The sequence below is a fragment of the Mycobacterium sp. P4_H6 genome, from assembly GCF_056400845.1.
Window position 1 is genome coordinate 111,399 of record NZ_JBFUKN010000003.1, and the last position, 17,589, is coordinate 128,987.

General features: G+C 68.8%; 16 protein-coding genes. 7 read left to right on the forward strand and 9 right to left on the reverse strand.

The features are described 5' to 3' along the window. The first annotated feature begins 41 nt into the window (after positions 1 to 41). Complete coding sequence (locus AC1DTF_RS02325; protein ID WP_477472886.1) at positions 42 to 1,829, forward strand: helix-turn-helix domain-containing protein; 1,788 nt, start codon at positions 42 to 44, stop codon at positions 1,827 to 1,829. Positions 1,830 to 2,087: 258 nt separating this feature from the next. Here AC1DTF_RS02325 and AC1DTF_RS02330 read toward each other — a convergent pair whose 3' ends face one another. Both AC1DTF_RS02330 and AC1DTF_RS02335 read right to left on the reverse strand, forming a co-directional pair. After that, positions 2,088 to 2,936 (reverse strand): TIGR03620 family F420-dependent LLM class oxidoreductase, encoded by an 849-nt coding sequence (locus AC1DTF_RS02330; RefSeq protein WP_477472887.1) that lies wholly within the window; start codon positions 2,934 to 2,936, stop codon positions 2,088 to 2,090. Positions 2,937 to 3,002: 66 nt separating this feature from the next. Continuing rightward, a complete protein-coding gene (locus AC1DTF_RS02335; protein WP_477472888.1) occupies positions 3,003 to 3,614 on the reverse strand; it encodes a TetR/AcrR family transcriptional regulator in 612 nt (203 codons plus the stop codon). A 115-nt stretch (positions 3,615 to 3,729) separates the two neighbouring features. Here AC1DTF_RS02335 and AC1DTF_RS02340 point away from each other — a divergent pair, with 115 nt between their 5' ends. Both AC1DTF_RS02340 and AC1DTF_RS02345 read left to right on the forward strand, forming a co-directional pair. Beyond that, complete coding sequence (locus AC1DTF_RS02340; protein ID WP_477472889.1) at positions 3,730 to 4,638, forward strand: carbon-nitrogen hydrolase family protein; 909 nt, start codon at positions 3,730 to 3,732, stop codon at positions 4,636 to 4,638. A 1-nt stretch (position 4,639) separates the two neighbouring features. Beyond that, entirely contained in the window at positions 4,640 to 6,013 is a 1,374-nt protein-coding gene (locus AC1DTF_RS02345; RefSeq protein WP_477472890.1) for an APC family permease, read from the forward strand. Between the two features lie 62 nt (positions 6,014 to 6,075). On the opposite strand, the gene AC1DTF_RS02350 is transcribed toward AC1DTF_RS02345, so the two are convergent. After that, positions 6,076 to 6,972, reverse strand: a complete 897-nt coding sequence (locus tag AC1DTF_RS02350) for a LysR family transcriptional regulator (protein ID WP_477472891.1) — start codon at positions 6,970 to 6,972, stop codon at positions 6,076 to 6,078. Between the two features lie 92 nt (positions 6,973 to 7,064). Between AC1DTF_RS02350 and gabT the strand changes: the two genes are divergently transcribed. The 4 genes from gabT (at position 7,065) to AC1DTF_RS02370 (ending at position 12,781) form a co-directional block, all read left to right on the forward strand. Continuing rightward, entirely contained in the window at positions 7,065 to 8,399 is a 1,335-nt protein-coding gene (gabT, locus tag AC1DTF_RS02355) for a 4-aminobutyrate--2-oxoglutarate transaminase (protein WP_477472892.1), read from the forward strand. Continuing rightward, positions 8,396 to 9,664 carry a Glu/Leu/Phe/Val family dehydrogenase gene (locus tag AC1DTF_RS02360; RefSeq protein ID WP_477472893.1) on the forward strand — a complete coding sequence of 423 codons (1,269 nt, stop codon included), beginning with the start codon at positions 8,396 to 8,398 and terminating at the stop codon, positions 9,662 to 9,664. The genes gabT and AC1DTF_RS02360 overlap by 4 nt, the downstream gene beginning before the upstream one ends. Positions 9,665 to 9,708: 44 nt before the next feature. After that, positions 9,709 to 11,148 carry an NAD-dependent succinate-semialdehyde dehydrogenase gene (locus tag AC1DTF_RS02365; RefSeq protein WP_477472941.1) on the forward strand — a complete coding sequence of 480 codons (1,440 nt, stop codon included), beginning with the start codon at positions 9,709 to 9,711 and terminating at the stop codon, positions 11,146 to 11,148. 136 nt (positions 11,149 to 11,284) lie between these two features. Beyond that, positions 11,285 to 12,781 carry an FGGY-family carbohydrate kinase gene (locus tag AC1DTF_RS02370; protein ID WP_477472894.1) on the forward strand — a complete coding sequence of 499 codons (1,497 nt, stop codon included), beginning with the start codon at positions 11,285 to 11,287 and terminating at the stop codon, positions 12,779 to 12,781. Between the two features lie 8 nt (positions 12,782 to 12,789). On the opposite strand, the gene AC1DTF_RS02375 is transcribed toward AC1DTF_RS02370, so the two are convergent. Genes AC1DTF_RS02375 through AC1DTF_RS02400 form a run of 6 tightly spaced genes read right to left on the reverse strand, consistent with a single transcriptional unit; the run spans position 12,790 to position 17,585 of the window. Next, positions 12,790 to 13,614 carry a hypothetical protein gene (locus AC1DTF_RS02375; RefSeq protein ID WP_477472895.1) on the reverse strand — a complete coding sequence of 275 codons (825 nt, stop codon included), beginning with the start codon at positions 13,612 to 13,614 and terminating at the stop codon, positions 12,790 to 12,792. Then, a complete protein-coding gene (locus tag AC1DTF_RS02380) occupies positions 13,614 to 14,360 on the reverse strand; it encodes a DUF6390 family protein (protein ID WP_477472896.1) in 747 nt (248 codons plus the stop codon). Before AC1DTF_RS02380 ends, AC1DTF_RS02375 begins: the two co-directional genes overlap by 1 nt. Continuing rightward, the gene (gene hypD / locus AC1DTF_RS02385) at positions 14,357 to 15,502 is read right to left on the reverse strand and encodes a hydrogenase formation protein HypD (RefSeq protein ID WP_477472897.1); all 1,146 of its coding nucleotides are present in this window, start codon (positions 15,500 to 15,502) and stop codon (positions 14,357 to 14,359) included. The genes AC1DTF_RS02380 and hypD overlap by 4 nt, the downstream gene beginning before the upstream one ends. Before the next feature lie 13 nt (positions 15,503 to 15,515). Further along, positions 15,516 to 15,788 carry a HypC/HybG/HupF family hydrogenase formation chaperone gene (locus AC1DTF_RS02390; RefSeq protein ID WP_149442797.1) on the reverse strand — a complete coding sequence of 91 codons (273 nt, stop codon included), beginning with the start codon at positions 15,786 to 15,788 and terminating at the stop codon, positions 15,516 to 15,518. Between the two features lie 13 nt (positions 15,789 to 15,801). Further along, positions 15,802 to 16,914 (reverse strand): hydrogenase expression/formation protein HypE, encoded by a 1,113-nt coding sequence (gene hypE / locus AC1DTF_RS02395; RefSeq protein WP_477472898.1) that lies wholly within the window; start codon positions 16,912 to 16,914, stop codon positions 15,802 to 15,804. Continuing rightward, entirely contained in the window at positions 16,911 to 17,585 is a 675-nt protein-coding gene (locus AC1DTF_RS02400) for a D-sedoheptulose-7-phosphate isomerase (RefSeq protein ID WP_477472899.1), read from the reverse strand. The genes hypE and AC1DTF_RS02400 overlap by 4 nt, the downstream gene beginning before the upstream one ends. Between the last annotated feature and the right edge of the window lie 4 nt (positions 17,586 to 17,589).

The window sequence follows — 17,589 nt, forward strand, 5'->3', positions numbered from 1 at the left end:
GGCTCGCATACAGCGCAGAGTGCCATATATAGACTCAGAAGATGGCAGCAGATGACATGTGTGAGATCGGCGGCGCGCCTGTGCTGGCGCCTCCCTCGACGGACGACGTGCGCCGCGCGCTCCGCGAGTGCGCGGAGGACCTCACCAGCGTCCGGGACCGTGGAGTGGTACTACAGGGAATCTTGCGTCGCGCCCGGACCCTCTTGGCTTCCGACATGGCATATCTCAGCGTCAACGACCTGGAGAGCGGCGAGACGTGCATCGAAGAGGGCGTCGGTGTGCAGACCGACGCCTACCGCTCCATCCGGATGCCGCTCGGGACCGGCATCCTGGGAGCCGTCGCTGCGGGAAATGCACCGGTGCAGACCAGCGACTACCTCACGGACCCGAACATGAACCATCTGCCCGGTATCGATGCCATCGTCCGTGGTGAAGGCGTTCGTTCGATCCTGGGGGCGCCGATCCGGGTCGGCGGCCGAGTGGTGGCGGCGCTCCTCGTGGCATGCCGACGGCCCCACGAGTTCTCCGAACAGTCGGTGGCCGCCTTGGTCGACATCGCCGCACAGGCTGGTGTTGCCTTCGAACACTTGCGCATCCGGCGAGAAGCCACCGGGCTCCGGGCCGCACTGTCGCAGACCGTGTCGTCGACGGAGCGCCGTCAGCACGAACTGGAGTCACTGCTACTCCTCGACGACCGTCTCATGGCCGCCCTACGCGGCTCGAGCGCCCTGGTGGGCATCATCGACGTGCTCGGCGAGTTCCTCGGCGGACCGGTGAGCATCCACGATCCTGATGGCAATCTCATTGTCGGGCAGTCCGTAGCAGCCGACGGGTGGCTGTGCACGCCGGAGGCGAGGACGTCGGCGACGATTTCCCATCGCGAACAGGGCGCAGTCGCAGTCAAAGCCGGTGACATCGCACTGCTCGTCATGGCGGTATCCGCGGGAGCGGAACATCTCGCGACTCTCGTTGCGGAGGACGCGCGGGGGAGACGCGATATCATCTCCCGTGCATCGGTTTTCGTGTCGACTGCCCATCTGTTCGAGCGGACGCTGGAGGCCTCGTTCAACCGGGAACAGTTCGAATTGATCGAACTGCTGATGAACATGCGCGAACGCACGGAGCCTGCGCTGCAACTGCGGCTGCAGTCCTACGGTTTCACCAAGGGTGAAGCTCTCGATGTGCACGTGTGCGAAGGGCCGGCGTCGGTGCAGCAGAGCTCGACGGTCTCGGCGATCAAGACCGCGACGGCCGGCACTCCCGCTGTTGTCGCGGTACATGCAGGGCACATCTGCGTGCTCTGCCCCGCCATGGAAACGCACAAACGGGGCGCGACGATCGCCGATACGTTGAAAGCCGAAGGACTTTCGGTCTTGGTCGGCAGTGCGAGAKCGTCCGGCGTTGCCGCGGTGCGGGCCGCGCACGACGAGGCGCGCGCCGTGGTATCGGCGATGCGAGCGCTGGGCCGATCTCACGGATCTTCCGACGTCGTGGGCCTAGGTCTGGCCGGAGCGATTTCCGGTGTGCGAGATGAGAAGTGGGTGGCCCGGCTGATCGACCGTTTCCTCGGTCCGCTGATCTCCTACGACCTGGATCGCCACACGCAGCTGTGTGAAACAGCTTGGCATTACTCGGAGAACGGCGGACACCTGGCCAGGACGGCGACGGCCCTCCATGTCCATGTGAGCACGGTGCGGCAACGCATCGACCGTATCGACACCATCCTGGGTGGGAGTTGGCGCCGCGCACCCAGCAGCCTGGACACGCACCTCGCCCTCCGCCTGTATCGACTCCGGGCCGGTGACGACGGTACCGACTTCCGGTCATGAGGATTGACGCGCGCAAATCCGGACATTCGGGGTGAGCGCGGCGGGCTCCCGTCTTCTGCGGCAACGTTTGGTGGAATCGGCTCGGGCTCAACGTGTTTCTGGGTCGATCTCGAACGTCAGATCCCCTACGTCTTTCTTTCGCCGGTCTCATGGAGGACTCTTACAGCACAGCACAGCACAGCGCTGCACCAGCGCTACGCCGATCTCGTCCAGTCTGCGGTCCTCGACTGAGATGCCTCCCGTGGCGCGCCGGCGCGGCTAAAGCTGCAGCTTCGCGGCGAACAGCTCGAACGCCGGGAACGGGTCGTGCGCCGTGGGCAGGGGCATGATGGCCACGTGATCCGCCCCAGCCTCGAAGTGCTCGCCGATCCGTTGGAGGCTGCCCTCGACTCCGTCGAGCGGAACCAGTGCCTGCAGCAATTCCTCGCTCGGCTCGTCGCCTACGTGTAGATCAGGGAACCCGTTTTCCTGCAGATTGCTCACGTAGTTCTGCAGGCCGAGGTAGAACGCCGAGTGTTCGCGGGCGGTGGAACGATTGACGTCGCGATCGTTGTCTGTGGCGACGAGTTGCACCACCGCCAACGTCCGGTCGGTGCCCAGCGCCGAACGTGCTTTCTCGGTGTGTGCAACGGTGGTGAAATACGGTAGTGCGCCTGCGGTCTTGGATTTGGACAGTTCCAACACCTTCGAGCGCAGCGCCGCAAGAATGATCTGATCGCCGGGGACGCCGAGTTCGAGCAAGCGATCGACGTACTTGGTCAGCGTGGGGAACGGTTTCTGGTAGACGTCGCCGGACATCTCACGGTGTCCGATGCCGACGCCGAGCACAAACCGTCCCGGATGGCGGCCGTCCAACCGGTGGAAGGCTTCCGCCACCACGTCGGCATCCTCGGCCCAGACGTTCACGATCGCGGTGCCGACCGTGATCGAGTTCGATCCGGCGAGCAGGGCTTCCGGGATGGCCAAGTCTCCCGGTGCATTTCCGGCAATCCACACCGTGCCATACCCGCTGTCTTCGAGGCCCTTCACGCGCGACGCAAGGGATCGTGTCTCGAAGTCCTGGACGAGTAGATAAGCACCGTAGCGCCCGAGTGGGGGAGTCGACATGTGAGATCCCAGCACCACTTCGTCGGTCTTTATTCCGCGAGGAGTGTCGCGCGGGAAACGTACAACCTAGCCGGCGTGCGCGGCCGCGACGACGCCGGTGACCAGCCGTGCGTGCCGCACGAGCAGGTCGTGCACGTGGTCGGCGCTGGCCGCGTCGGAGAGCACCTCGATGCCGTAGCCGTCCTCGAGGGCGACGAAGCCGCGGGCGAGGAACGCTGCCTCGTCGACAAGTGTGAACTCGCCGCTGGCGGAGCCTTCCTCCAGGATCTGCCGGTAGAGCTCGGTCTGGTCGGCGACGAACCGGCGTTGCTGCTGGTTTGCGTTGTCGTCGTGGAACGTCACGGGCAGTAGCTCGTAGAGCAGCCGGCTGGTCATCTCCGCCTCACCGGGAAATGGGACGCCCGACCGGATGCAGGCCTGCAGGCGCGGCCAGGCACCCTGCGCAGCGTTGACGCTGTCGCGCCGGTGCACGATGTAGGTGCTGGTGCCGCGCTCGAAGACGGCGGCCAGCAACTCGGCCAGGTCGGGGTAGTAGTAGAGCACCGAGGCCGGGGTCAGTCCGGCCTCGGCCGCCACGTCCCGCAGTCGCGCATTCGCCGCGCCTCGGCTGATCACCGCTTGCGCCGCCGCCTCCACGAGCTGGGCCCGTCGGGCGGCCTGGTCGCGAGGTCTGGCCATGGCTCCATCGTGGCACAGGGTTCGTTGTCTGCCCGCCGGCCCATTGACCGACCGCCATTCGTTATCTAAAGTTTGTTTAACAAATGTGTGACCGGCACCACGAAAGGGCCTCCCCATGGCAGCACCGCTCCCGATCGCGCTCGTGCAGGCGCCCGCCCTGCCCACGCGCGACCTCGACAGATTCGCCGCCGACGTGCGCACGCTGGTCGCGCAGCGGGCCGGCCCGCGCCTCGTCGTCTTCCCCGAGCTGCACCTCGACACCCCGGCCGTCGAACCCGGCGCCGCGGCGGTCGACCCGCGCGACCTCGCCGAGCCGATCGATGGCCCGCGCGGCGCCGCGCTGGCCGCACTCGCCGGCGAGCTCGGCATCTGGCTGGTCCCGGGCAGCGTCTACGAAATCGCCGACGACGGACTGGTCTACAACACGGCTCCGGTGTACTCGCCGGAGGGGGAGCGTATCGCGGCGTACCGCAAGATCGCCCCGTGGCGCCCGTACGAGACGTCCACGCCGGGAACCGAATTCGTCGTCTTCGACATCCCCGAGCACGGCCGCATCGGCCTCACCATCTGTTACGACGCCTGGTTCCCGGAGATCACCCGCCAGCTCGCCTGGCTCGGCGCCGACCTGATCCTCAATCTGGTGCAGACACCGACCGTCGACCGCGAGCAGGAGGTCGTGCTGGCCCGGGCCAACGCGATCGTCAACCAGGTCTTCGTCGCCAGCGTCAACGCCGCCGGCCCCACCGGCATCGGCCGCAGCCTCCTCGCCGACCCCGAAGGTCGGGTCCGCACCCAGGTGACGGGCGCCGAGACAGCCGTGCTCACCGACGTCCTCGACCTCGCGGAGGCGGCCCGGGTACGCCTTCACGGCACCGCCGGCCTCAACCGGCTCTGGGAACAGTTCCGCCCCGGCGACACCCCGGTCGCGCTGCCGCTCTACGGGGGGAAAATCGACCCCGAGACCTGGGGCGCCGGTCGCGGCGCCGCCGGCCGTGCCGTCGCCGACACCGAAGGGCGGTCCTGACATGTCCTCCGCTCCTGTCGCCGAGAGCCGGCGCACCGGCCTCGTCCCCCGCCTCAACCTGCCCTCTGTCGTCGTCTTCGGCCTGGCCTACATGGCGCCCGGTGTCGTGGTCTCGACATTCGGCGTGATCGCCGTCGCCTCGATGGGAGCCGCCCCGACGGCGTACCTCGTGGCCACCGTCGCCATGGCGCTGACCGCGCTGAGCTATGGGAAGTTGGCCCGATCCTTCCCGCGGTCCGGCTCGGTCTACACCTACGCCCGCAAGCTGCTTGGCTCCCGCATCGGCTTCCTGGCGGGCTGGGCGATCCTGCTCGACTACTTCTTCCTGCCGATGGTCGCCTGGTTGATCATGGCGCTCTACCTGAACGTCCAGTTCCCGGTGTTGCCCGTCTGGGCGTGGCTGGTCGTCATCATCGCTGTCACGACGGCGATCAATGCTTTCGGGATCGTGCTGGCCGACCGGGTCAACAAGGTGCTGCTCACCCTCACCGTTCTCGGCCTGATCGTGCTGGTCGCCGTCTGCGTGCACCACCTGGGCGGCGACTCGGCAGGCCCGAGTTGGCATGCGCTGTGGAACCCGGTCACCTCGATCGGCGCGGTCACCGCCGGTGCCGCCGTCGCGGCCTACTCCTTCCTCGGTTTCGATGCCATCAGCACGCTCAGCGAGGAGGTGCACGACGCCCGGCGCAACGTGCCGCGCGGCATCCTGCTCACCGTCGTCATCGGTGGCGCGATCTTCTTCGTCATCGCGCTGGTTCTGCAGTGGGTCCACCCCGGCGCCGTGTTCGAGGACGAGTCGACCGCCGGGTACGCCATCGCGACCGCCGCCGGCGGCAAGCACTTCGCCGACGTGCTCAATGTCGTCGGCCTGCTGGGTGGACTGGCCTCCTGCGTGGCGATCCAGGCGAGCACCAGCCGGCTGATGTACGTGATGGGCCGCGACGGAGTCCTGCCCCGGCGCACGTTCGGCTACCTCAGCTCGCGGTACCGCACACCGCTGTTCAACCTCGCGCTGATCGCGCTGGTCGGCCTGTTCGCCACGAACCTCTCCCTGGCGACCGCGACATCGTTCATCAACTTCGGCGCGTTCCTGGCCTTCGCGCTCGTCAACCTCTGCGTGGTGGCGATGTGGTTACGTCAGCGGCGCAGCGGCGAGCCGATGGGCGTGTTCGGCCACGTCGTGGTCCCCGTCGCGGGCGCCGCCGTGTGCCTCTATCTGCTGACGAAACTCAGCCACACCGCCATGTACCTCGGTCTGGTCTGGATGGTGCTCGGCGTCGCCTACCTCGCCGTGCTCACCCGGGGCTTCCGGCAGGAGCCGCCCGAGATGAGCATCGACGCTCAGAGCACCGGGCCGACGCCCGCGACCTCCTGACCTGGCTCCCACCGGCCGGCGCCTTCCTCCCGTATCCCTTCCGCGGGCGGGAGGCGTCGGCGTCACCCGGCGGCGACGTCCTGGCCGTACCTGGCTACGCAGAACGCGGCCAGCCGGTCTGCGAGCCCGGCCAGGACCGCCGCGGCGTGGTGGCGGCGGTCCCAGGCGGCGTAGAGCCGGATCCGGACGGGGCCGCCGGGCGCATCGATGCCGAGCGGGACGAGGTCGAAGCGCGGGTCGTCCGAGACGACGGCCACGCCGCGATCGGCCGCGGCGAGCGCCTGCGCCACCTGGGCATTGCCGCACTCGATGACCTCCCCGTATGTCAGGCCCGCATGGTCCGCGGCCGCGTCGAGCAGTGTGCGCGTACGGAACTCCTCGGTCAGCAGGACCAGGCTGCGGGTGACCAGCTCCGCCAGCGCGACCCGGCCGCGGTCGGCCCACGGGTCACAGCCCCGCACATACGCCAGCACGGGGAGCACCGCGAGCGGCCGTGACGCCAGCGCCCGCGGCGGCGGGCGGTGCACGATGGCGAGGTCGGCTCCGGAAGCGATCGCTGCCTCGGCGCCGCGCGGGTCCAGCCCGCGCAGCAGCGGGACCGGGTCGTCGCGACCGAGCGTGGCGATGAACGGAGCCAGCACGTCGGTCAGCGTCGTGGTCGGCACCGCGAGATGTAGCCGTCGCAGGCGCCCCGATGCCAGCGTGTGAGCGGCTTCTCCGAGCGCGTCCGCCGCACGCAGCAGCTCCCGCGCGCCGAGCAGGAACTCGTCGCCGGCGTGGGTAAGCCGCAGTCGCCGGCCGTCGCGCTCGAACAGGTGCAGCCCCGCCTGTATCTCCAGCTGGCGCAGTTGCCGGGACAGCACGGGCTGGGTGACGTGCAGTGCGGCGGCGGCACGCGTCGCTGAGCCTTCGTCCACGGTGGCGACGAAATAGCGCAGCAGTCGCAGGTCGATGCTCATGGCCTCACCCTATGCAATCCATGCCTCAGAAGCATGGAGATATTGTCGAATAGGTCTTGGACAGCATGGGAAACCCGGTCGAGCATGGACCCATGCCGCTTCCTCCGCTCGACCAGACCCGCCACCTCGTCAGCGCTCTCCCGGGGCCCCGCTCGCTGGCGCTGATGCGCCGCAAACACGCCGCCGTGAGCGCCGGCGTCGGGACGACCATGCCGGTCTTCGCGGCCCGCGCGGAGGGCGGCATCGTCGAGGACGTCGATGGCAACCGCCTCATCGACCTCGGCTCGGGCATCGCCGTGACCACCGTTGGTAGCAGCGCCCCGCGCGTAGTGCACGCGGTGAACCAGCAGGTCGAGGCGTTCACGCACACCTGCTTCATGGTCACGCCCTACGAGGGGTACGTGGCGGTCGCCGAGCAGCTGGCCCGCGTCACCCCGGGCGACCACGAGAAGCGCACCGCGCTGTTCAACTCCGGCTCCGAGGCCGTCGAGAACGCCGTCAAGATCGCCCGCGCCCGCACCGGCCGCGATGCCGTCGTGGTCTTCGACCACGCGTACCACGGCCGCACCAACCTCACCATGGCGATGACGGCGAAGACCATGCCGTACAAGTCGGGTTTCGGCCCCTTCGCCGGGGAGGTCTACCGCGCGCCGATGTCCTACCCGTTCCGCGACGCCGAGGAGGTCGACGGCAAGCTCGCCGCCGCCCGCGCCATCGCGATGATCGAGGCGCAGGTCGGCGCCGATCAGGTCGCCGCGCTGGTCATCGAGCCGGTCCAGGGCGAGGGCGGCTTCATCGTCCCGGCGCCGGGCTTCCTCGCCGCGCTGGCCGAATGGTGCACGGCCAACGGAGCCCTCTTCGTGGCCGACGAGGTGCAGTCCGGTTTCGGCCGCACCGGCACCTGGTTCGCCGTCGAGCACGACGGCGTGGTGCCCGACCTGCTGGTCAGTGCCAAGGGCATCGCCGGCGGCTTGCCGCTCTCCGCGGTGACCGGCCGCGCCGAGATCATGGACAGCGTCCACGCCGGTGGTCTCGGCGGCACCTACGGCGGGAACCCGCTCGCCTGCGCCGCCGCGCTCGCCGTCATCGACACCATCGAGGCCGACGGTCTGCTCGAGCGCGCTCGCCGGCTCGAGGAAACCCTCATCGGCCGGCTGCGCCGGCTGCAGGAGTCCGACCCGCGCATCGGCGATGTCCGCGGTCGCGGCGCCATGGTCGCCGCCGAGTTCGTCGACCCGGCAACCGGCAAGCCAGACGCCGCGCTCGCCAAGGCCGTCGCCGCCCACGCCCAGGCCCAGGGTGTCATCACGCTGACCTGCGGCACCTGGGGCAACGTCATCCGTTTCCTCCCGCCGCTCAGCATCTCCGACGAACTGCTCGACGAGGCGCTGACGATCGTCGCCGAAGGCCTGGAGCGGGCCCGATGACAGCGGTGGCGCATGAAGCGGGCGAGCGGACCGTCCTCGACGACGCCCGCGAGCAGCTGGCCAGTGCCGTCGGGACGCTCGGCTTCGGCCCGTCGGTGTTCGCGATGCTGGCCGAACCGCGCCGCGAGATCAGCGTGAGCATCCCGCTACGCCGCGACGACGGCACCAGCGAGGTGCTGCGCGGCTACCGCGTACAACACAACTACTCGCGCGGTCCCGGCAAGGGCGGAGTGCGCTTCGACGCCCGCGTCGACATCGACGAGGTGCGCGCGCTGGCCATGTGGATGACCTGGAAGTGCGCGCTGCTCGACGTGCCCTACGGCGGCGCGAAGGGCGGCGTGCGGGTCGATCCGCGGCGGTACAGCACCGCCGAACTGGAGCGGATCACCCGCCGCTACACCTCGGAGATCGCACCGCTGATCGGCCCGGACAACGACATCCCGGCACCCGACATCGGCACCGACGAGCAGACCATGGCGTGGATGATGGACACCTACTCCGCGGTCCGCGGTCACACGGTGCTGGGCGTGGTCACCGGCAAGCCGATCGCGCTGGGCGGCTCGAAGGGCCGGGCCGCCTCGACCTCCCGCGGTGTCGTCGCGATCGCCGTCGAGGCGCTGCACCACGCCGGCATCGACGTGCGGGGTGCCCGGGCCGCCGTCCAGGGCTTCGGGAAGGTGGGTCGCGGCGCAGCCCGCTTCCTGGCCGAGGAGGGTGTGAAGGTGCTCGCCGTGAGTGACGTCTACGGCGGCATCCACGACCGCAGCGGCCTCGACATCGCCGCCCTCGAGCGATACGTCGACGAGACCGGCAGCATCGTCGGCTTCCCCGATGCCGAGCCGATCTCTGGCGACGACGTGCTCACCGCCGACGTCGACCTGCTGGTCCCGGCCGCGGTCGAGGGCGTGGTGCACGCCGGCAACGCCGGCGAGATCCGAGCCCGGGTGATCGTCGAGGGCGCCAACGGCCCCCTGACCGGTGAAGCCGACCGGATCCTCGAGTCGCGCGGCGTGCTGGTCGTGCCCGACATCCTCGCCAACGCCGGCGGCGTGGTCGTGTCCTACTTCGAGTGGGTGCAGGCCAACCAGTCGTACTGGTGGAGCGAGGGCGAGGTCAACGAACGTCTCGTCGACCGGATGACCCGCACCTGGCGCGACGTCTTGGGCTACGCCCAGGAGCGCCGCCTGACCCTGCGCCTGGCCGCCACCTGCATGGCTGTCGAGCGCGTCCACCGAGCCCACGAGCTGAGAGGCCTCTATCCGTGACCGACCTGAGCACCCGATGTGAGGGCGACTCGCTCTCCCGCACCATCGCCTCGCTCGCCGCCGAGCACGGTGTGCTCGTCGGCGGGCAGTGGCGGACCGGCTCGGCCGGGGCCTTCGACGTGGAGGACCCGGCCACCGGCCGGGTGATCGCTTCCGTCGCCGACGGCGACGCCAGGGACGCGGTGGCCGCGGTCGACGCGGCCGCCGGGAGCCTGCGCGCCTGGGCGGCCGTTCCGCCGCGCGGTCGCAGCGAGTTGCTCAGCCGCGTGCGTGAGCTGATGCTCCGGGACGCCGACCGGCTCGCCGAACTGATCGCGGCCGAGAACGGTAAGTCGCTGACCGATGCGCGCGGTGAGGTCGGCTATGCCGCCGAGTTCTTCCGGTGGTACGCCGAGGAAGCCGTGCGCCCGCACGGTGACTACGGCTCCTCGCCGGCGGGCGGGACCCGCACGCTGGTCACCCACAAGCCGGTCGGCGTCGCCGCCCTCGTGACGCCGTGGAACTTCCCGGCCGCGATGGCCACCCGCAAGATCGCGCCGGCCCTCGCCGCGGGCTGCACCGTCGTGCTCAAGCCTGCCGGTGAGACCCCGTTGACGGCCCTGGCGATAGCTCGGCTGATGGCCGAGGCGGGGATCCCTGACGGCGTGGTCAACGTGGTGCCCGGCACCGATGCCGCAGCCATCGTGACGGCGTGGCTGGCGGACCCCCGGGTCCGCAAGATCTCCTTCACCGGGTCCACCGGGGTCGGCCGGATCCTGCTGGGTCAGGCCGCCGACCGGGTGGTGAACACCTCCATGGAGCTCGGCGGCAACGCGCCGTTCGTGGTGAGCGCCGGCGCCGACATCGCCGCTGCGGTCGAGGGCGCGATGCTCGCCAAGTTCCGCAACGGCGGTCAGGCCTGCACCGCGGCCAACCGCTTCTACGTCCACGCCGACGTGGCCGAGGAGTTCATCGGCCGCTTCGGTGCGGCGGTGGAGGCGCTCCGTGTCGGCCCCGCCGAGGAGGGCAGCGATATCGGCCCGCTCATCTCCGCCAAGGCGCTGGCAGGTGTCACTCGGCTCGTCGACGCGGCGGTGGAGCGCGGCGCCACCATCGCGCACCGCGCCGCGGTGCCCGAGAGCAGCAGCGGCCACTTCTATCCGCCGCTGTTACTCACCGGCCTCTCCGCCGACGACCCGCTCCTCGGCGAGGAGATCTTCGGTCCGGTGGCCCCGATCGTCGTCTGGAACGACCTCGACGAGCTGTTGGCCACCGTCAACGACACCGAATACGGCCTCGCGGCATACGTCTTCGGCGAGCTGGCCGAGGCGCTGCGCATCGGGGAGGCGCTCGAGGCCGGCATGGTGGGCGTCAACCGGGGCCTGGTCTCCGACCCGTCGGCCCCCTTCGGCGGCGTCAAGCAGAGCGGGATCGGGCGCGAGGGCGCCCGCGCCGGCCTCGAGGAGTACCTCGAGACGCAGTACCTCAGCGTCGACTGGAGCTGAGCCCGGATCCTGCCGACCGCGACACCACCGCAGCCCCCGGTTGACCCCCCGATCTGGGGTGCACCCGAACGGGATCCGACGGCACCATGGGCGCGTTGACCGAGACGCAGCTGCGCACAGGAATGAGGAGTCGACGATGACGCCGAGCGGGCGCTTGACGCGCTCAACGGGTCCGCTGTGGCTCGGAGTGGACCTGGGCACCCAACAGGCACGCGCGCTCGTCGTCGACGATGACGGACACGTCTTCGGAGCGGGATCGGCGCCGCTGACGAGTACCCGCGGGGCCGGCCGCCATGAGCAAGATCCCCGGCAATGGTGGGCCGCGGTCGTCGACGCGACCAGAGCGGCATTGGCGGGCCTGCCCGCGGACGCGGTAGCGGCCCTCGCGGTCACCGCCACGTCCGGCTCGGTACTGCTCGTCGACAGCGCCGGAAATCCTCGCACCGAGGCGTTGATGTACGACGATGCGCGGGCGGTGACGGAAGCGGGCGCCGTCGACGATGCCGGCGCGGCACTGTGGCGTTCCCTCGGGTACACGCATATGCAGCCCACCTGGGCATTGCCGAAGCTGTTGTGGCTGCTGAACAGACAACCGGAACTGGTCGACGATGCGCCGCGGCTGTGCCACCAGGCCGACCTGATCACCACTCGGTTCGTCGGTCATCTCGTCCCCACGGACGCCAGCAATGCGCTGAAATCCGGGTACGACCTTGTCCGGGAGCGGTGGCCCGACGAGGTGTTGACCATCCTCGGGATCCCGCGACAGCTGCTGCCTGCAGTGGTTCGGCCCGGCACAGTGCTCGGCCGGGTCGGTCCCGATGCCGCCGCGGTGACCGGTGTGCCCGCCGGAATACCGGTGGTGGCCGGGATGACCGATGGTTGTGCGGCCCAACTCGGTGCGGGTTGCGTCGGGATCGGCTCCTGGAATTCCGTTCTCGGCACCACCTTGGTGCTCAAAGGCGTTTCAGCCCAGCTGATTCACGACCCGGCCGGTTCGCTCTACTGTCATCGCGGCCCCGACGGAGCGTGGCTGCCCGGAGGTGCTTCGAACTGCGGGGCAGGGGTGGTGACCGAGTGGTTCCCGGGTGCCGACCTTGCTGACCTGACCGCGAGGGCGGCGAGGTTGCCCATCGGTCCGATGGCGTATCCGCTTCTCGCGCAGGGCGAGAGGTTCCCTTTCCGGGCACTGGATGCCGAGACGTTCCTGCTCGGTCGGCCGGACACCGGCCCAGGCGTGTTCGCCGCCCTGCTCCTCGGTGTCGCATGCCTGGAACGGCTCTGTTTCGACCGGGTCACCATGCTGGGTGCCCCGACGCACGGCACCCTGACCTTCACCGGCGGGGCGACCCGCAACGAGTATTGGTCGCAGATGCGGACGGACATGCTCGGCAGGCAGGTCCACATACCCGAACAGAACGAACCGGCCCTCGGCATGGCGATTCTGGCGGCGACGTCGAGTGGCCGTTCCGCCAAAGAAGCCGTCGCGACGATGGTGCGCCGGCGGGGGGAGCGAACACCGAACACCGCACGGGCATCCGAACTGACCGGGCGTTATGCCCAGTTTTTGGAAGCGCTGACAGCGCGCGGCTGGCTGGACAGCGCCACGGCGGCGTATGCAGCTGCGCGGTTGTAGCGGCTGCGCTACCCGGTGATCGCGAGCCCGGGATCGAACTGGGCCCGGGTGCGCACCGAAGCGGACGCCGCCGACACCAGCACCCCTGCATCGGAATCGTGGCCCTTGGGGAAGGTGATGGCGGCGCTGTCGGGATCCTCGCGGTGCGCCATCAACCAGTCGTACAGCAGCCAGTCCAGTGCGCAGGCCACGGTCAGTGGGTCCGCCTCGGCGCCACTGCGCACGCACGCCTCGATGACGTCCCGGTGCTCGCGCCGCGCGGCGTCCTTGTTCACCCCGGAGCTGTCGAACAGCATGGTGGACAACGTCAATGGATAGCGCTGTCCGGTCTCGGACCGAAGGATCCATCGACCGCCCTTCCAGGGCATACTCGGATCGACCAACTGCATCTCGCCGTAGCCGGCGATGACCCCGATGGGCGCTTCGTCGAGTTCACCGTCCAGGGGTGCCGGCCCCAGCAGTTCGAGAGCGAATCGCGCGCAGATGGAGAAGAGCGCCGCGGTGCCGATGATCTTGCCGGCCCGCACATCCGGTATCACAGCGCACGCGTCGGCAGATGACGCGTATTCGTACACGAGCCGGTCCAGGCACTGGTACAGGGCGGCAAGGTCGTCGCGTTCCGGTGGGGTGGGGAGCTTGCCGCCGCCCAACAGCTCGCCGAATCGCCCGGCGGCGATGATCAGCGCGTCGTCGAGTGCCTCGAGGTGAGTGGCGACGAGGCGATCGGGCTCGTCGTCGCCGGCCACCAGATGCTGCAGGGGAGTGGGCACGCCGGCCGAATCGGCCCAGTAGAAACCGATCTGACCGTCGGTCTGAACGATGCGCGGTCTCATCAGCGCAACCAGCGCAGGCGGCGGTTGGTGGCCTGCAGTTGTTGGTGCGTACTCGTTTCCAGCGCGGCGAACTGTTCGGCGGTCAGCCTGGCACAAACCCGTCCCCAGTGCATCGCGACGAGATCGCCCGTCGTCACCGGCGTGTCCGTCGGCGCTTCCTCACCGACATCCACCCGAACGGTGGACTCGGCGGGCAGGGACAACGCCGAGCCGTTCCAGGCCAGTTTGCGACACTCCACGACGGCAGTCACACCATCACTGGAAAGCACGGTGCCCCAGGTGATCCGGCAATTGTCCAAGACCGCCAACGGGTGCTCGTCCATGCCTTTGCCCAGCAGCCGGGTCCACGGGTACACACCCAGGACATGGAAGCCGTGGTTCGGTGCGGCCTCCTCGGCGAGGTCGGCGCTCAGGTGCGCCCAGTAGTGGCCGGCCTGAGGGCCGATCACGCCGAGCAGCGCCGCGGTGAACGCGTGCGGGTCCAGCTCCGCGCCCACGCCGCCGCCGAGCCAGTACGATTCGACGATCCGGTGATCGAGTGGGTCGGGGATTCCCGTCATCCGGGACAGGACCACCAGGTACGGCCAAGCGCCGGTGAATTGCCTTGCCGCGCGCTCGATATCAGCACGAGTACCGCCGACCAGCCGTGATGCGTCCGACGGTCCGCAGTAGCCCAGCCGGTTCGGGGCATATGCATAGTGCGCGAACATCAGTGCGCCGTCGGTGCCGGTGGCACCGCCGGTCACGTCGGCGCACCGTGGCCGATGAGCGTGGCGGCATCACGGTGCAGCCGGCCGAAGTTGTAGTAGGCCGCGCAGGCGCCTTCCGGGGAGACCATGCACGTCCCGATCGGTGTTTCCGGTGTGCACGCCGTGCCGAACACCTTGCACTCCCATGGTTTCAGGACGCCTTTGAGCACTTCGCCGCACTGGCAGGCCTTCGGGTCGGCCACCCGGATGCCGGGCAGCGCGAACCGCTGCTCGGCATCGAACTGTGCCAACTCATCGCGCAACCGCAGGGCACTTTGCGAGATGAAACCCAGACCGCGCCATTCGAAGTGCGGGCGCACCGCGAAGACCTCGCTCATCAGTGCCAGCGCGGCCGGGTTGCCCTCCTCGTGGACGACCCTGGAGTACTGGTTCTCCACCTCGCAGCGGCCCTCCCGGATCTGCCGGAGCAGCATCGCGATCGAGGCCAAGATGTCCAGCGGTTCGAAACCGGCTACCACCAAGGGTTTCTTGTACACCGCAGGCACGAACCGATACGGCCGGTTGCCGACCACCGTGGACACGTGGCCGGGCCCGAGGAAACCCGACAGACGCAGATCGGGGGACTCCAGTATCGCCTTGATCGGCGGAACTATCGTGACGTGATTGCAGAAAACGGTGAAGTTCGGCACGGCGAGTTCGCGGGCGCGCACCACGGTCACCGCGGTGGACGGCGCGGTGGTCTCGAATCCGATGGCGAAGAACACCACCTGCTTGTCCGGGTTGTCGACGGCGATCTTCAGCGCATCCAGGGGCGAGTAGACGAAGCGGACGTCGGCACCGTTGGCCTTGGCGTCCAGCAGGCTGCCATTGGATCCGGGCACGCGCATCATGTCACCGAAGCAGGTGAAGATGACCCCCGGCCGCTGGGCCAGCCAGATGGCGTCATCGACACGTCCCATCGGAATCACACACACCGGGCAGCCCGGACCGTGCACCAGCTCCACATTGGCGGGCAGCAGGTGTTCGATACCGTGCCGATAGATGGTGTGGGTATGTCCGCCGCACACCTCCATGAACTTGAAGTGTTCGTCGGGTCCGCCGGCGCCGGCCAGTGCGGTGATGGCGGACAATAACTTTCGCGCTGCCGCGGGGTCGCGGAACTCGTCAACGAAACGCATGGTGGTCTCCAGCTCAGATGATGGCGGATGAATCGAATGCTTGAATCTCGTCGGAATAGGCGTCACCGAGTTTCTGAACGGCCGCGAGCGTCAACAGCGCCTCGGACTCGTCGATCCTGGCCATCGCGAAGCCGACGTGGACCAGTACCCAGTCGTCGGGTTCTGGCATGTCCTTTTCCAGCAGGCGCACGCTGATCACCCGGCGCACACCGCTCACGTCGACCTTGGCCAAACAATTGGCGACATCGGTGATCTCGATGATCCGTCCCGGAATTCCCAAACACATGACGTGACCTTCCTCAACAGATGCGGGGTAGTGGGTCGCCGACGAGCATGTCCACGATGCGCGTGCCACCGAAAGCGGTGCGCAATACGACGGTGGCGCCGGGTTCCTCGGCGATGTGGCCGATCTCGATGGCCTCGCCGCCCCCCGGCTGAGCCCGCAGCGCGGCCAGCGCGGCATCGACTTCGGCGGGCGCGACGACGGCAAGAAACTTGCCCTCATTGGCCACGTACAGCGGGTCGATGCCCAGCATCTCGCACGCCCCGGCGACCTCCGGCCGCACCGGGAGCCGATTCTCCTCCAGCACCACCGCCAGGCCGCTCGCCTGCGCCAGTTCGTTACAGACCGTTCCGACGCCACCGCGGGTGGGGTCCCGCAGCCACCGGGTCGAGGGTGCCGCGGCCAGCAGGCTTTCGACCAGTCCGCTCACCGACGCGGTATCGGATTCGATATCTGCCTCGATCGCCAGATCCCCGCGGGCCAGCATCACCGCCATGCCATGGTCGCCGATGGTGCCGGAGACGAGCAGTCTGTCACCGGGCAGCACCTTGTCAGCGGTCAGTTCCCGTCCGGCAGGCACGAGCCCGGCGCCGGCCGTCGTGATGTACAGCCCGTCGGCGGCGCCGCGTGGCACGACTTTCGTGTCGCCGGTGACGATCTGGACCGACGCGGCACGGGCCGCGGACGCCATGTCCGCGACGATGTCCTTCAGGTCGGCAATCGGAAAGCCCTCTTCGAGCACGAATGCCGCTGTGAGCCAGGACGGAACGGCACCAACCATGGCCAGATCGTTGAGGGTGCCGTGCACCGCCAGATGCCCGATCGAGCCGCCGGGGAAGCGAAGCGGCTGAACCACGAACGAGTCCGTCGAGAACGCGATCCGCCGGCCGCCGGGCAGGTCGATCACCGCGCCGTCACCGAGCGAGTCCAGATGTGGATTACGAAACGCCTCGACGAAGACCGCGTCGACGAGCGCAGCCGACGACTTGCCGCCCGCGCCGTGGGCGAGGGTGACGACAGTGTCCCGCAGCCGGGGTCGCCGCCTGCGGAACGCCTCGATCCGTTCGATCACCTCACCTTCCCGGAACGATGGCCCCGAGGAGAGATATTCGGCTACGTGTTCGGTCATGGCCCTACCTCCGCTTGGACGGTGACCCAGAGTTGATAGCCGAGCAGGGCCTGTGACTCCTGAATCCGGTGCACGCTCTGAGAATCGACGACGAAGCACACATCGACGTCGGGGTTGTCGGCGAATGCACCACCGTCATAGCCCGCGAATCCGATGGTGTAGAGGCCGCGGCGACGCGCTTCCCGCAAGGCGATCAGCAGATCGGCAGAGTTTCCACTGGTCGACATCGCCACCGCGATATCGACCGGGCCCGCCCTGGCGATCAGCTGCCGGGCGAACACCAGGTCGAACCCCACATCGTTGCCCAGCGCGGTGAGCACCGCTTGGTCGGCGGCCAGTGACCAGGCCGGCAGCGGCCGGCCGGCGGCCGGTTGGGCGAACAAGGCGGCGATCGTCGCGGCATCCGTCGAACTGCCACCGTTGCCGAAGGTGAACATCCTGCCGCCGGCGGTGAACCGGCGGGCCAGCTCGGCGCCGGCTTTGTCGAGCAGCTCACGGCAGGCCTGCACGCTCGACAGCCGAAGGGCTGCACTGTCGGCGGCTTTGGCCTGAGCCGATCTGCTGAGGTCGGCCAGCAGCGCGCCGGCGTCGGATTCGTGTGAATCGATGAACGGGTACAGGAAATTGGTCGCTTCGTCGAGCGGATCGACGTCGAAATCTTGCCGGCTCATCGCG